Source organism: Massilia sp. R2A-15, from assembly GCF_030704305.1.
Lineage (GTDB): Bacteria > Pseudomonadota > Gammaproteobacteria > Burkholderiales > Burkholderiaceae_D > JAFCUW01.
Map to the genome: position 1 here is coordinate 2,134,449 of NZ_CP131935.1, position 13,834 is coordinate 2,148,282.

12 protein-coding genes are annotated in these 13,834 nt (G+C 65.5%); 5 read left to right on the forward strand and 7 right to left on the reverse strand.

Annotation, left to right across the window (positions count from 1 at the left end):
• Window positions 1–34 precede the first annotated feature (34 nt).
• A complete protein-coding gene (locus tag Q4S45_RS09770) occupies window positions 35–1,249 on the reverse strand; it encodes an alanine--glyoxylate aminotransferase family protein (protein ID WP_305511387.1) in 1,215 nt (404 codons plus the stop codon).
• Window positions 1,250–1,449: 200 nt separating this feature from the next.
• Here Q4S45_RS09770 and Q4S45_RS09775 point away from each other — a divergent pair, with 200 nt between their 5' ends.
• Genes Q4S45_RS09775 through Q4S45_RS09790 form a run of 4 tightly spaced genes read left to right on the forward strand, consistent with a single transcriptional unit; the run spans window position 1,450 to window position 7,198 of the window.
• Window positions 1,450–2,142: a GntR family transcriptional regulator gene (locus tag Q4S45_RS09775; protein WP_305511389.1), complete on the forward strand. Its 693-nt coding sequence runs from the start codon at window positions 1,450–1,452 to the stop codon at window positions 2,140–2,142.
• Window positions 2,143–2,199: 57 nt separating this feature from the next.
• On the forward strand, window positions 2,200–5,154 hold the full coding sequence (locus Q4S45_RS09780; RefSeq protein ID WP_305512081.1) for an FAD-binding and (Fe-S)-binding domain-containing protein: 2,955 nt from the start codon (window positions 2,200–2,202) through the stop codon (window positions 5,152–5,154).
• Between the two features lie 53 nt (window positions 5,155–5,207).
• Window positions 5,208–5,990, forward strand: a complete 783-nt coding sequence (locus tag Q4S45_RS09785; RefSeq protein ID WP_305511391.1) for an enoyl-CoA hydratase/isomerase family protein — start codon at window positions 5,208–5,210, stop codon at window positions 5,988–5,990.
• Complete coding sequence (locus Q4S45_RS09790) at window positions 5,987–7,198, forward strand: CaiB/BaiF CoA-transferase family protein (RefSeq protein ID WP_305511393.1); 1,212 nt, start codon at window positions 5,987–5,989, stop codon at window positions 7,196–7,198. Before Q4S45_RS09785 ends, Q4S45_RS09790 begins: the two co-directional genes overlap by 4 nt.
• 47 nt (window positions 7,199–7,245) lie before the next feature.
• Here the strand turns inward: Q4S45_RS09790 and Q4S45_RS09795 are convergent, their stop codons facing one another.
• The 4 genes from Q4S45_RS09795 to Q4S45_RS09810 form a co-directional block, all read right to left on the reverse strand.
• The gene (locus Q4S45_RS09795) at window positions 7,246–7,518 is read right to left on the reverse strand and encodes a hypothetical protein (RefSeq protein ID WP_305511395.1); all 273 of its coding nucleotides are present in this window, start codon (window positions 7,516–7,518) and stop codon (window positions 7,246–7,248) included.
• Between the two features lie 176 nt (window positions 7,519–7,694).
• Window positions 7,695–9,539, reverse strand: a complete 1,845-nt coding sequence (locus tag Q4S45_RS09800) for a bifunctional diguanylate cyclase/phosphodiesterase (RefSeq protein ID WP_305511397.1) — start codon at window positions 9,537–9,539, stop codon at window positions 7,695–7,697.
• A 3-nt stretch (window positions 9,540–9,542) separates the two neighbouring features.
• The gene (locus Q4S45_RS09805) at window positions 9,543–10,061 is read right to left on the reverse strand and encodes a heme NO-binding domain-containing protein (protein ID WP_305511399.1); all 519 of its coding nucleotides are present in this window, start codon (window positions 10,059–10,061) and stop codon (window positions 9,543–9,545) included.
• Window positions 10,062–10,168: 107 nt separating this feature from the next.
• Window positions 10,169–10,360 carry a hypothetical protein gene (locus Q4S45_RS09810; protein ID WP_305511401.1) on the reverse strand — a complete coding sequence of 64 codons (192 nt, stop codon included), beginning with the start codon at window positions 10,358–10,360 and terminating at the stop codon, window positions 10,169–10,171.
• A gap of 295 nt (window positions 10,361–10,655) precedes the next feature.
• On the opposite strand from Q4S45_RS09810, the gene Q4S45_RS09815 reads away from it, so the two are divergent.
• Window positions 10,656–10,946: a hypothetical protein gene (locus Q4S45_RS09815; protein ID WP_308633176.1), complete on the forward strand. Its 291-nt coding sequence runs from the start codon at window positions 10,656–10,658 to the stop codon at window positions 10,944–10,946.
• A 58-nt stretch (window positions 10,947–11,004) separates the two neighbouring features.
• Here Q4S45_RS09815 and fusA read toward each other — a convergent pair whose 3' ends face one another.
• Both fusA and Q4S45_RS09825 read right to left on the reverse strand, forming a co-directional pair.
• A complete protein-coding gene (gene fusA / locus Q4S45_RS09820; protein WP_305511405.1) occupies window positions 11,005–13,119 on the reverse strand; it encodes an elongation factor G in 2,115 nt (704 codons plus the stop codon).
• 175 nt (window positions 13,120–13,294) lie between these two features.
• Window positions 13,295–13,831, reverse strand: a complete 537-nt coding sequence (locus Q4S45_RS09825; protein ID WP_305511407.1) for a GNAT family N-acetyltransferase — start codon at window positions 13,829–13,831, stop codon at window positions 13,295–13,297.
• Between the last annotated feature and the right edge of the window lie 3 nt (window positions 13,832–13,834).

Genomic DNA, 13,834 nt, shown 5'->3' on the forward strand with positions numbered 1-13,834 from the left:
GTACCTGCCTCCGCAGGTACGACGATCTAAAACTTCAATCCAATTTATTAGCTAAAGCCGACTCCTGCAGCGAGCGCATCGCCGCCGCCACCCCGCCGGCCAGGTGCGGCACGCCCGCCAGCACCATGCCCATCTCGACGCCGGCCAGGGTGCCCATCAGGGTCAGGTCGTTGAAGTCGCCCAGGTGGCCAATGCGAAATACCCAGCCACTGAGCTTGCTCAGGCCCTGGCCGAGCGACATGTTGAAATTGGCGAGGATGACCTTGCGCAGCGCGTCGGCGTTGCAGCGTTCACCGTCGGCGCCGCGGGGCATGACCACCGCGGTCAGCGCGTCGCTGTATTCGTCCGGGTTCTGGCACAGGATCTCCAGGCCCCAGGCACGCACGCACTCGCGGGTCGCCTCGGCATGGCGCTTGTGGCGCGCGAACACGTTCTGCAAGCCTTCTTCGAGCAGCATGTCGCACGCTTCCGACAATCCATACAGCAGGTTGGTGGCCGGGGTGTAAGGCCAGAAGCCGTTCTTGTTCGCTTCGATGATCTCTTCCCAGCCCCAGAACGCGCGCGGCAGCCTGGCAGTGCGCGAGGCGGCAATCGCCTTTTGCGAGACGGCGTTGAACGACAGGCCGGGCGGCAGCATCAGCCCTTTCTGCGAGCCCGAGACAGTGACGTCGACACCCCACTCGTCGTGCCGGTAATCGATCGACCCCAGCGAGGAAATCGTATCGACCAGCAGCAGCGCGGGATGGCCGGCGCGGTCGATCGCGCGTCGCACGGCCGCGATGTCGGAAGTGACGCCGGTGGAAGTCTCGTTGTGTACCACGCACACCGCCTTTATCTGGTGGCCGGCATCGTCGAGCAGGCGCGCATGTACCCTGTCGGCATCGACGCCGCTGCGCCAGTCGTCGCCGATGAATTCGGGCTTGAGGCCGAGCTTCTCGGCCATCTTATTCCACAACGAAGCGAAGTGGCCGGTCTCATACATCAGCACCGTGTCGCCGGGCGACAGCGTGTTCACCAGCGCGGCCTCCCAGGCGCCAGTGCCCGATGCGGGATAAATGACGACGGGTTGGACGGTCTGGAAGATCTGGCCGATCTGGCCGAGGATCTTGCGGCCCAGCTGCTGAAACTCCGGGCCGCGATGGTCGATGGTCGGATAGTCCATCGCGCGCAGGATACGGTCGGGGACATTGGTCGGACCCGGAATCTGCAGGAAATGGCGGCCGGACGGATGGGAATTCAACTTCAGCATGGCGACTCCAGAGAGGGCGAACAGCTTCGAAATAATTCAACCAACAACGACTTTTTTGCATACAATATACTTAAATACATTCAAGTCAAGCAATTTTTGCAGACGCCGCAATGCATAAGAAAAACTAAGTCATTGATTTTCTTGATATTCCTTATTAATAGCCTAAAATATAATAAGAATCACATCATATGCAAATGGACGTGAACAGCGCAGAGCAGAACCTACCGCCGGTCCCCATCGACCGCCAGGGCCTGGCGTCCGCGGTGACGGCGCGCCTGCGCGACATGATCACCGAAGGCACGCTGGCGCCCGGCACGCGTTTGAACGAACGCGTGCTGTGCGAGCAGCTGATGGTCTCGCGCACCCCGCTGCGCGAAGCGTTCAAGGTGCTGGCCGGCGAAGGCCTGGTCGAACTCTTGCCCAACCGCGGCGCCGCCGTGGCCGAACTGTCGGTCGACGATATCGCGCAGACGTTCGAAGTGATGGGCGCGCTCGAGGGCCTCTCGGGTCAACTGGCGTGCGAACGCATCACCGAAGCGGAAGTCACCGAGATCCGCGCGCTGCATTACGAGATGCTGGCGGCGCATGCGCGGCGCGACCTGGCTGCGTACTACAAGATCAATCACGTCATCCACGACCGCATCAACGCCGCCGCCGGCAACGCGGTGCTGACCAACACCTACCAGCAGATGAACGCGCGTATCCAGAACCTGCGCTTCCGCTCGAACTTCAACCAGGACAAGTGGGATGCCGCAATGAAGGAGCACGGCGCCATGCTCGATGCGCTGGACCGGCGCGACGGCGCCGCCTTGCGCGCGATCCTGGAACACCACCTCCAAACCAAGCGCGACACGGTCCTCGCCGACCTGCGCCCAGCCAAGGCACTGCCCTAGCCCATGAACGCACCCGCCCCCGCCCAGGTCCAGTTGAGCGATGCACTCGCCTCCCGCATGAATGCGCAAGACCTGGCGCGGCGGCTGCGCGCCGAGACCGGCGGCGAGGTGCTGTTCGACGCGGCCTCGCGCGGACGCTATTCGACCGACGCCTCGATCTACCAGGTCGATCCGGTCGGCGTATTCGTGCCGCGCACCGAGGAAGACGTGGCGCGCGCGATCGCCATTGCGCGCGAGCTGCGCGTGCCGATCCTGCCGCGCGGCGCCGGCACCAGCCAGTGCGGCCAGACCGTCGGCGCGGCGCTGGTCATCGATAACAGCAAATACCTGAACCAGGTTACCGCTTTCGACCCGCAGGCGATGACGGTGACGGTGCAGCCCGGGATGGTCCTCGACCACCTGAACGCCTGGCTCAAGCCGCACGGCCTGTGGTTCCCGGTAGACGTCAGCACCGCCGCCCAGTGCACCATCGGCGGCATGGCCGGCAACAACTCCTGCGGCTCGCGCTCGATCGCCTACGGGAACATGGTGCATAACGTCGCCGCCATCGACGCCATCCTGTCCGACGGCACCGAGGCCCGCTTCGCCGACGAGCGCGCAATGGCCGATGCGCCGGAGCGCGTGCGCACATTGATGGCCGGCCTGCGCGCCATCGCCGCGCGCGAGCATGACGAAATCGCGCGCATGGTGCCGAAAGTGATGCGCCGCGTCGGCGGCTACAACATCGACATCTGGCATCCGCAAAGCGAGCGGCCGTACACCGCTGACGGCAGCGTCAACCTGGCGCACCTGCTCGTGGGGAGCGAAGGCACGCTGGCCACCACGCGCCGCATCACGCTGAAGCTGCAGCCGCTGCCGAAGCACAAGACCCTCGGCGTCGTCAACTTCCCGACCTTCCACCAGGCGATGGACATGACGCGCCACATCGTTACGCTCGGGCCGTGCGCGGTGGAGCTGGTCGACCGCACGATGATCGACCTCGCGCGCGGCAATCCGGCGTTCCGCCCGGTGATCGACAAGGCGCTGACCGGCGAGCCCGAGGCGATCCTGCTGGTGGAATTTGCCGGCGAATCGCGCGACACGCAGCTGGCCAGTCTGCGCCGGCTGGTGGAGCTGATGGCCCACCTCGGCCTGCCCGGCAGCGTGGTCGAGATGACCGACGCCGGCGCGCAGAAGGCGCTGTGGGAAGTACGCAAGGCCGGCCTGAACATCATGATGAGCATGCGCGGCGACGGCAAGCCGGTGTCCTTCATCGAAGACTGCGCGGTGCCGCTGGAGCACCTGGCTGAATACACCAGCCGCCTGACCGAAGTGTTCGAACGCCACGGCACACGCGGCACATGGTATGCCCACGCCTCGGTCGGCACGCTGCACGTGCGGCCGATTCTCGACATGCGCCGCGGCGGCGCCCACAAGATGCGCGCCATCGCGGAAGAAGCCGGCGCACTGGTGCGCCAGTACAAGGGCGCGTTCTCCGGCGAGCATGGGGACGGACTGGTGCGCAGCGAATGGGTGGCGTGGCAGTTCGGCCCGCGCCTGGTGCGCGCCTTCGAAGAGATCAAGGACCTGTTCGACCCGGCCGGCCTGATGAATCCGGGGAAGATCGTGCGGACCACGCGCATGGACGACAGCTCCCTGTTCCGCTACAAGCCCGGCTACGCGCCGATGGCCATCGAGCCGGCGCTGGACTGGTCGGCCTGGAATGTGCAGGCCGACCCGGTGTCGGAACAGGTGTCGGCGCCCGGCAGCGGCGGCGACCCCGCCGGCGGCTTCGCCAAGGCGGTCGACATGTGCAACAACAACGGCCACTGCCGCAAGTTCGACGCCGGCACAATGTGTCCCAGCTACCGCGTAACCAGGGACGAGCGGCACCTCACGCGCGGCCGCGCCAACACCCTGCGCCTCGCCTTGTCGGGCCAGCTCGGGCCGGACGGAATCACATCGGAAGCGCTGCGTGACACGCTCGACCTGTGCGTCGGCTGCAAGGGCTGCAAGCGCGATTGCCCGACCGGTGTGGACATGGCGCGCATGAAGACCGAATTCCTGTACCACTGGCAGAAGAAGCACGGCCTGAGTTTGAAGGAGCGGCTGATCGCCAGCCTGCCGCGCTGGGCGCCGCTGGCGGCGCGCATGCCGTGGCTGGCCAACCTGCGCGACACCCTGCCCGGCGCCGCGCGCCTGTCCGAAAAGCTGCTGGGACTTTCCGCGCGCCGCACCCTGCCGGCCTGGCGCGCCGATATCTTCGATACCGTCGGCGTCGCGCCGGAGCAAGCCGACGTGGTGCTGTTTGCCGACACCTTCAACCGCTACTTCGAATCGGAGAATGCGCACGCGGCCGTTCAAGTATTGGAGGCGGCTGGTTACAAGGTCCACGTCGCACGCCCGGTTGGCGACGACACGAGACCGCTGTGCTGCGGCCGCACCTACCTCGCCAGCGGCATGGTCGACGAAGCGAAGGCCGAAGCGCGCCGCGTGATCGAAGCGATGCGCCCGTTCGTCGCGCGCGGCGTGCCGATTATCGGGCTTGAGCCTTCCTGCCTGCTGACCCTGCGCGACGAATTCCTCGTCATGGGCCTGGGCCCGGATGCCGATGCACTGGGCGCGCAGGCCTTCCTGTTCGAGGAATTTCTCGCGCGCGAGCATGGCGCCGGGCGCCTGAAGCTTGCGCTCAAGGCGCTGCCGGCCACGCAGGCGCTGCTGCATGGGCACTGCCACCAGAAAGCGTTCGACGCGGTTCGGCCGGTGCAGGCCGTGCTGGGGCTGATTCCCGGCCTGAAAGTGGACCTGATCGAATCGAGCTGCTGCGGCATGGCCGGCAGTTTCGGCTACGACGCACCGCATTACGACATATCGATGCAAATGGCCGAAGCGGCGCTGCTGCCGGCGATCCGCGCGGCGTCGGCCGACACGCTGCTGGTGGCCGACGGCACCAGCTGCCGGCACCAGATCGCCGATGGCGCCCAGCGAGAAGCCATTCACGTGGCGCGCGTCTTGCAGCAAGCGTTGGTGTGACAAATGGGGTCAGGTCCCCCGGACCTGACCCCGCCTTTGAACGGAGCGACGAAATGAGCGACAACAATGGCAAGGTCCATCTCACCATCATTGACGGGATCGCCGCGATCCTGATCGACCGCCCCGCGGCTCGCAACGCGATGACCTGGGCGATGTACGAACAGCTAGGCGCTATCTGCGACCAGCTCGCGGCCGATCCCGCTGTCAAGGTAGCGACGATCCGCGGCGCCGGCGGGGAGGCGTTTGTCGCAGGCACCGATATCGAACAGTTCCGCGACTTCCGCACCGCGGACGACGGCGTCGCCTATGAAAAAGAGATCGATCGGCGCATCGGCCAGATCGAGCGCCTGCCCATGCCGACCATCGCCATCGTCGAAGGTTGGGTGATCGGCGGCGGCCTGGCCATCAGCGCGGCCTGCGACTTCCGCATCGCCACGCCGTCCGCGTCGTTCGGCGTGCCGATCGCGCGCACGCTCGGCAACTGCCTGTCGATGTCGAATACCGCGCGGGTGGTCGCCGCATTCGGCGTTCCTCGCGCCAAGCGCATGCTGATGCTGGCCGAGACCATCGGCGCCGAAGAAGCGAAGGCCTGCTCGTTCGTCACCGAGATCGCCGAGCCTTCCGAGCTCGACGCCGCCGCCGCGCGCATGTGCAAGCGCCTGGCCGGTCACGCCCCGCTGACGATGCGGGTCTCGAAGGAAGCGATCTGCCGGCTGTCCAGCGAAGGCCTGCCGCACGGCGAGGACCTGATCCGAACCGCCTACGGCAGCCGCGACTTCCGCACCGGCGTGGAAGCCTTTCTCGCCAAGACGCGTCCCGAATGGAGTGGAACATGAAACAGCACCCCGGTCCGCTCGCCGGCATGCGCGTACTCGAACTGGCGCAGATCATGGCCGGCCCCACCTGCGGGATGATGCTGGCCGATATGGGCGCCGACGTCGTCAAGGTCGAGAAACTCCCCGGCGGCGACGATGCGCGCGCCTACCGCGAACCGCGCGTCAACGGCGTCTCGGCGCCGTTCCTGATCCTGAACCGCAACAAGCGCGGCATCGCGCTGAACCTGAAGACCGAACAAGGGCGGCAGATCCTGCTGCGCATGGTGAAGGATGCCGATGTCCTCACCGAAAACTACCGGCGCGGCACGCTCGAAAAGCTGGGACTCGGCTACGACGTGCTATCCGCGGTCAATCCGGGGCTCATCTACTGCGCGGTATCCGGCTATGGCCGCGACGGGCCGATGGGCGACAAGCCGGGTTTCGACCTGATCGCACAGGGCTTTTCGGGATTGATGTCGGTCACCGGCGAACCGGGTCGGCCGCCGGCCAAGACCGGCAACTCGATCGCCGACATCAACGCCGGCATCCTGGCGGTGGCGGGCATCACGGCGGCGTACGTGCACAAGCTGAAGACCGGCGAAGGCCAGGTGGTCGACACATCGCTGATCGAGGCGGCGATCCAACAGACCTACTGGCAGGCGGCGATTTATTTCGCCACCGGCGAGTCGCCGGGGCCGACCGGCTCGGCGCATCTGCTCACCGCGCCCTACCAGGCGTTCCAGGCCAGCGACGGCTGGGTCAATATCGGCGGCGCCAACCAGGGCAACTGGGAGCGGATCGCACACGCTCTGGGTCATCCGAAGTGGCTCGACGACCCGCGCTACGCCACTAATTCGGCGCGCATGGAAAACATGAGCGCGCTGGTGGCGGCGATGAACGAGGTCGTTGTGACCCGCACCAAGGCCGATTGGATCGCAGTGTTCGATGCGGCGGGCGTGCCGGTCGGGCCGGTGCACACGATCGGCGAGGCGCTGTCGCACCCGCAAACGCTGGCGCGTGGAATGGTGGTCGAACAGATGCACCCGCAGGCCGGGCCGGTCAAATCACTGGGCTGCCCCATCCACTTTTCGAAGACACCCACCCGCATCGACCGTCCCGCGCCGATGCTGGGCGAGCATACCCGCGAACTGCTGCGCGAGTATGGGTACAGCGACGCGGAGATCGACCGTTTTGTGACCGATGGCGTGATCGAAGAGGCGGCTGCGTAACACCAGATGGGGTCAGGTCCGCGGGACCAGACCCCGGGTATTCGGTACTACTTGTTCTTGTGGCTTTGACGGCCTGCCGCGACGTGCTGCGCATGGGTGCCGCCCTGGCCGCCCGAATGCGAACCGCTGCCTTTCGAACCCGATTGCTGGCTGTCCGTACGGTGGCTGGCGGTCTTGGTTTCGCCGTGTTCGGCGCGCTGCTTGTTGACGATCCGCGCCGCGACTTCTTCCTCGCGGCCCTTGTAGCGCCCTTCTTCCTTCATTTTTGCCTTGATTTCCTTGTATTCGCGCTCGCGTTTCGGGCTGGCTCCGGTGGGCATGGCATCCTCCGTGGTGATAAATTCGAAATCACAGCGTAGTCGTGCAAAACAGCGCGGTAAGTGCGCTGTCCCACATTGAAGGCGAAAAAAATGGGGTCAGGTCCGCAGGACCAGACCCCAGGCTAGCGACCGGCGCAGGTCGGTATCCGATCCTGCGAACCCGCCCCAGCTTTGCCTCAATCCCCGACGATACGCGCCATGTCGAGGCCCTTGCCCGCGACAAGCATCGTGACCATTTCCGGTTCCGGCACCGGCCGGCTGAAGTAGTAGCCCTGCATTTCGTCGCAGCCTTCGGACGCCAGCAGGCGCAGCTGGGCTTCGGTTTCGACGCCCTCGGCAACGGCGCGCAGGCCCAGGCTGTGCGCCAGCCGGATCACCGCGGTGACGATGGCGCCGTCTTCCGGCACCACGGTCAGGCCGCGCGTGAACGCCTGGTCGATTTTCAGCTTGTCGACCGGGAAGCGCTTCAGGTAGCTCAGGTTCGAGTAGCCGGTGCCGAAATCGTCGATCGACAAAGTGATGCCGATCGCTTTGAGGCGGTTCATCAGCGCGATCGACGCTTCCGGGTCTTCCATCGACAAGCCTTCGGTCAGCTCGAGGCTGAGCCAGCGCGGCTCGATGCCGTAGCGCTCCAGTGTTGCGCGCACCAGCTGGTCCAGGTCCTGGTTGGCGAACTGCGACGCGGCCACGTTGATCGCCAGCGGCACCAGCGGCACGCCGCCGTCCTGCCAGCGGCGCAGCGTGGCGCAGGCCTGGTCGAGCACCCACTGCCCGATGGCCACGATCAGGTTGCTCTCTTCGGCGACCGGGACGAACTGCATCGGCGGCACCAGGCCAAGTTCCGGCGACTGCCAGCGCAGCAGCGCCTCCATCCCGGTCACATGGCCGCTGCGCAAATCGACCTGCGGCTGGAAGTGCAGCACGAACTCGTTGCGCTGCAGCGCGCGGTGCAGGCCCTGCTCGAGCGCGACGCGCGCGTCGAGGCGCTGCTGCATCTCCTCGGTGAAGAACTGGAAGCCATTGCGGCCGCTTTCCTTGGCGCGGTACATCGCAATGTCGGCCTGGCGCAGCAGGGTTTCGGCGTCGCCGCCGTCGTCCGGATAGGTGCTGATGCCGATGCTGCCCGTAACCACGTGCTCCTGCCCCGCCAGCGGGACCGGCACGCCGAGGCGGCGGCCGATGCGCTCGGCGATCGCCGCCGGCATCTGCGGCCCGAGCGGATAGTCGAGCAGCAGCACGAACTCGTCGCCGCCGAGGCGCGCGACGGTGTCGGAGTCGCGCACGCACAGCGTCAGCTGCGCCGCGACGATGCGCAGCAGTTCGTCGCCGGCGCTGTGGCCCAGCGTGTCGTTGACGCCCTTGAACTTGTCGAGATCGACGAACATCACCGCCAGCCGTGTGCCGTGCCTTTCGGCGCGCCGGATCGCGAGCGTGAGGCGGTCGAGGAACAGCGCGCGGTTAGGCAGGCCGGTCAGCAGGTCGTGCGTGGCCTGGTGTTCGATCGCGCGCTCGTGCTCGCGCCGCTCGGTGATGTCGTGGGCGACGTTCATGATCGAATCGGCGTCGTGGAAGCGGATCGCGCAGCCGAAAAATTCGACTTCGACCCGCGCGCCATCGAGGCGCTCGACCTCCAGCGCGCAACGCGGCTGGCGCTGCGCGGCGGCGATGTCGTCGTAGGTGCCTTCGCGCATGCGGTCGCGGAATTTGGCCGGCACCAGCGACAGCGCTTCGACGCCGAGCAGCTGCGCCGCCTCCGCCGCGCCAAACAGCGCGCAGGCCGCCGGGTTGGCGAACACCACCCTGCCGCCGCTGTGGATCCAGATCGCGTCGGGCATCAGTTCGACCAGCGTGCGGTAGCGCCCCTCGCTTTCCTCGAGGTTGGCGTTGAGCGAGCGCAGGTTCAGGTTGATGTCGTACAGCTCGCGGCTCTTTTGTTCGAGCAGCGACTCGGCTTCCTTGCGCGCGGCGCGCTCGCGAATCAGGCTGCGCGAGGCGACCGTGCTTGGCACTTCTGCTTGCATCGATTATCCGCGGACCAGGTGAAAATCCGCGCGATGACTGGCGTCGACCTTTCCGAGGTCGATACGGGTGACGGCGATCGGTTCGCCGAAATGCTTGACGCAGCCGGCGATCAGCCCCTCGGCCAGGTCGGCAAAGCCGCGCGGGGAGCTGTAGCGCACCACCAGTTCGTTGGCGGAGAGGCGCTCGCACTCGAGCTTCGGCAGTTCGGCGTCCGGATACAGCTTGCGCACTTCGACGTGGATCACGCCGTCCACGCCCGACAGGAATTCGAATGCGTTGGACCCTTGGCCGAACAAGACCGGATAGGAGACGGAAAAGCGCTGGAACAGCTGTTCACCGAACATGAACACCAGTTGCGACGTGTTCAGGCCGGTCGCATTCGACAAGGCCGTGACAAGGCGCACCAGTTCCGCGTGGTCATACGTTCCAACCGAGGTGTAAGCCCCGTCGTTGGGCAGCGCGGCTTCGGTGATGATGTGGTCGAGCATGTCGAGGCCCATGCGGGCTTCGACCATTTCCATAAATTCTGTAAAGACAACGCCCTTCACGACGGCTCCTGTTCGGCGGAAAAAGCGACAGTATAGCGTTGCTGCGGGGCAAGCGGAGGACGTTTGGCGTTATGCCGTATTCAGGCGGCCGGCGGGTGCGGCTGCGGGGCCGGTTCTGATCGAAAATCCGACATGGGGCGCAGCACCGGGGACCGGCCAGGCGGCAGGCGGATGACGCCGCACATGATCGCCACGCGCTCGGGCGAGGTGCCATTGCGCCGGCGCTCCACCCCGTTCCAGGGAATGTCGTTTTTCGAAGGTGAAATGTCCATGGCAACTCTCCTTGTTGCGGATAGGAACCGCGTTGTTAACTAATTTGCTGTCAATATGATAATATCTTTCCACGGCTAAATTTCCGGCGACGCATGATTGGCGTTGCAGCCCGCCCGAAATAGTGTAGTGGCCGCCAGGGCGGCGGGATTGATGGCAAACAGAGCCGTAGCAACACAAACATGCGGATCGCCGTGTTGTTTTTGCAACGAAACGATTTCTTTATTCTTTTCGCATATTTTTTGGTTGCTATCGGAAACACCACGATTTACCGTGGAATCTTTAACGGAGATGACGATGAAGAGCCTGGATGCAGTTGCAGCGGCACCGCTGCAGTACGACCCGAATCACTTTGTCGATCAGCTGTCGGCGCGTTTGAAGGTGAAGAATGATGCGGCGCTGTGCCGGCAGCTGGGCATTTCGCCCCCGCTGATCAGCAAGATCCGCCACCAGCGCCTGCCGATCGGCGCGTCGCTGCTGATCCGCGCGCACGAGGTCACGGGACTGGCGATCGCCGAGTTGCGCGCATTGATGGGTGACCGTCGCCGCAAGTACCGTATTGGGGAAGGATTCGGCAAGGCCGCCTGATTTCGCAGGCGGCGCGGCCCAAGGGCTGGCTCAGGTCCGCCGGACCTGACCCAGCGCCTCAATGGCGCGCGGCCTTGGCGGCGCCGGCCACCTGGTCAAGGATGTGCTTGGGCACCGCGGCGTAGTGCTTGAACTCCATCGTGTAGGTCGCCCTGCCCTGCGTCAGCGAACGCAGGGTCGTCGAATAGCCGAACATCTCGGCCAGCGGCACCAGCGCGCTGATCAGCTTTCCGCCGCCGCCAGGAATCTCGTCCATCCCCTGCACCATGCCGCGGCGCGCCGTCAGGTCGCCCATCACGTTGCCCATGAAGTCCTCCGGCGACTCGACTTCGACCTGCATCATCGGCTCCAGCAGCACCGGGTCGCCGCGCCGCATGGCGTCCTTGAAGGCGATCGAGCCGGCCATCTTGAACGCGTTCTCGTTCGAATCGACGTCGTGGTACGAGCCGAACGTGAGCGTGGCCTTCACGTCGACCACCGGGTAACCGGCCAGCACGCCGGCGCGCAGGCTCTCCTGCACGCCCTTGTCCACCGCCGGGATGAACTCGCGCGGCACCACCCCGCCCTTGATGGCGTCGACGAACTCGTACCCCGTGCCAGGCGCCTTCGGCTCCAGCGTGAGCACCACATGGCCGTACTGGCCTCGCCCGCCCGACTGCTTGATGAACTTGCCCTCGACGTCGACCGCCGGCTTGTGGATGGTCTCGCGGTACGCCACCTGCGGCTTGCCGACCGACGCCTCGACGCCGAACTCGCGCCGCATGCGGTCCACCAGGATCTCGAGGTGCAGCTCGCCCATGCCCGACATGATGGTCTGGCCCGACTCCTCGTCGGTGTGCACGCGGAACGACGGATCCTCCTGCGCCAGCCGCTGCAGCGCGATGCCCATCTTTTCCTGGTCGGCCTTGGTTTTCGGCTCGACCGCCTGGGAGATCACCGGCTCCGGGAATACCATTTTCTCCAGCACGATCACGTGCTCGGGTGAGCTGAGCGTGTCGCCAGTCGTGACGCCTTTCAGGCCGACCGCCGCCGCGATATCGCCGCAGTACACTTCCTTGATCTCCTTGCGCTCGTTGGCGTGCATCTGCAGGATGCGCCCCAGCCGCTCGCGCTGGCCCTTGGTCGGGTTGTACACGGTGTCGCCCGAATTGACGACGCCCGAGTACACCCGGAAGAAGGTCAGCTGGCCGACGAAGGGATCGGTCATGATCTTGAAGGCCAGCGCGGCGAATGGTTCGTCGTCGGAAGGATGGCGCTCGATCGCGTGATCCTGCTCGTCGTGGCCTGCGATGGCCGGGATGTCGAGCGGCGACGGCAGGTAGTCCACCACCGCGTCGAGCATCGCCTGTACGCCGCGGTTCTTGAAGGCGCTGCCGGCCAGCATGGGCACGATCTCGTTGCGGATCGTGCGTGCGCGCAGGCCCTGCTTGATCTCGTCTTCAGTCAAGGTCTCGCCGTTCAGGTATTTCTCGGTCAGCTCGACACTCGCGTCCGCCGCCGCCTCGACCATCTTGTCGTGCCAGTGCTGCGCGCTGGCCTGCAGCTCGGTCGGAATGTCCTCGTAGGCGAATTTCACGCCCTGGGTTTCGTCATCCCAGCGGATCGCGCGCATCTTGACCAGGTCGACCACGCCGTGGAAATCGTCTTCGGTGCCGAGCGGGATCTGGATCGGCACCGCCACGCCTTTCAGCCGGCTGGCGATCTGCTCGCGGACGCGGAAAAAGTCGGCGCCCACGCGGTCCATCTTGTTGATGAAGGCGATGCGCGGCACCGCGTACTTGTTCGCCTGGCGCCACACCGTCTCCGATTGCGGCTGCACGCCGCCGACCGCGTCGTACACCATGACGGCGCCGTCGAGCACGCGCATCGAGCGCTCCACTTCGATGGTGAAGTCCACGTGGCCGGGCGTGTCGATGATGTTGATGCGGTGCTCGGGAAAATTGCCGGCCATGCCGCGCCAGAACGCGGTGGTCGCCGCCGACGTGATGGTGATGCCGCGCTCCTGCTCCTGCTCCATCCAGTCCATCGTCGCCGCGCCGTTGTGCACCTCGCCGATCTTGTGATTGACGCCGGTGTAGAACAGGATGCGCTCGGTCGTGGTGGTCTTGCCGGCGTCGATGTGCGCGCTGATGCCGATGTTGCGATAGCGCTCGATAGGGGTCTTGCGGGTCATCACTAGCTCCTGTGGTGTCATGCGAGGTGCATGGTTTAAGGGCGCGGCAGTAACGAATCCTCTATCATAAACCGCTTACGGCGGGCGTGCTCAGATCGCCGCTCCCTCGTCCGTGGAACGTGGGAGCGGAAATCCGGACAGCAAGTATTGTATTAATTGAAGGGGGTGATAGCGATCAGCGATCGCCCTGGCGGGCCAGCCATTCGGCGCGGGTGATTTCGTAGGCCAGCGTGGTCATGTCGTACCACGTTTCCTCGCCGCGGAAGCGCATGCCGAGCCGCTCCATTACCAGCGCCGACTTGCGGTTGTCGGGATTGCAGACCGCCGTCACCAGATCGGCGTCGGTGGTCTCGAACGCGAAGGCGGCCATGCGGCGCGCGGCCTCCGAGGCGTACCCCTGGCCCCACTTGTCGGCGCGCAGGCGCCAGCCCAGTTCCAGCGGATTGGCCGGATCGCGGCCCAGATGCTGCACGCAGCCGGCCCCGATAAGTTCACCGGTGGACACTTCGATGAAGGCCCACCAGGAATAGCCGAAGCGCTCCCAGGCCGCCTTGACGCGGTCGATCACGGCCTGCGTGTCCTCGCGCGTGTCCGGCTTGCCGGTGATATAGCGCATGACGGCCGGGTCGCTGTTGAGTGCGAACAGGCCGTCGAAATGCGCGTCGCCGATCGGTTCGAGCCGCATGCGCGGCGTCGTCAATACCGGCGACATCGA

Bases quoted from the DNA above. Each gene is read 5' to 3' on its own strand.
- Q4S45_RS09770 (WP_305511387.1), bottom strand. From the start codon at position 1,249: ATGCTGAAGTTGAATTCCCATCCGTCCGGCCGCCATTTCCTGCAGATT.
- Q4S45_RS09780 (WP_305512081.1), top strand. From the start codon at position 2,200: ATGAATGCGCAAGACCTGGCGCGGCGGCTGCGCGCCGAGACCGGCGGC.
- Q4S45_RS09785 (WP_305511391.1), top strand. From the start codon at position 5,208: ATGAGCGACAACAATGGCAAGGTCCATCTCACCATCATTGACGGGATC.
- Q4S45_RS09790 (WP_305511393.1), top strand. From the start codon at position 5,987: ATGAAACAGCACCCCGGTCCGCTCGCCGGCATGCGCGTACTCGAACTG.
- Q4S45_RS09795 (WP_305511395.1), bottom strand. From the start codon at position 7,518: ATGCCCACCGGAGCCAGCCCGAAACGCGAGCGCGAATACAAGGAAATC.
- Q4S45_RS09800 (WP_305511397.1), bottom strand. From the start codon at position 9,539: ATGCAAGCAGAAGTGCCAAGCACGGTCGCCTCGCGCAGCCTGATTCGC.
- Q4S45_RS09805 (WP_305511399.1), bottom strand. From the start codon at position 10,061: ATGGAAATGGTCGAAGCCCGCATGGGCCTCGACATGCTCGACCACATC.
- Q4S45_RS09810 (WP_305511401.1), bottom strand. From the start codon at position 10,360: ATGGACATTTCACCTTCGAAAAACGACATTCCCTGGAACGGGGTGGAG.
- Q4S45_RS09815 (WP_308633176.1), top strand. From the start codon at position 10,656: ATGAAGAGCCTGGATGCAGTTGCAGCGGCACCGCTGCAGTACGACCCG.
- fusA (WP_305511405.1), bottom strand. From the start codon at position 13,119: ATGACCCGCAAGACCCCTATCGAGCGCTATCGCAACATCGGCATCAGC.
- Q4S45_RS09825 (WP_305511407.1), bottom strand. From the start codon at position 13,831: ATGTCGCCGGTATTGACGACGCCGCGCATGCGGCTCGAACCGATCGGC.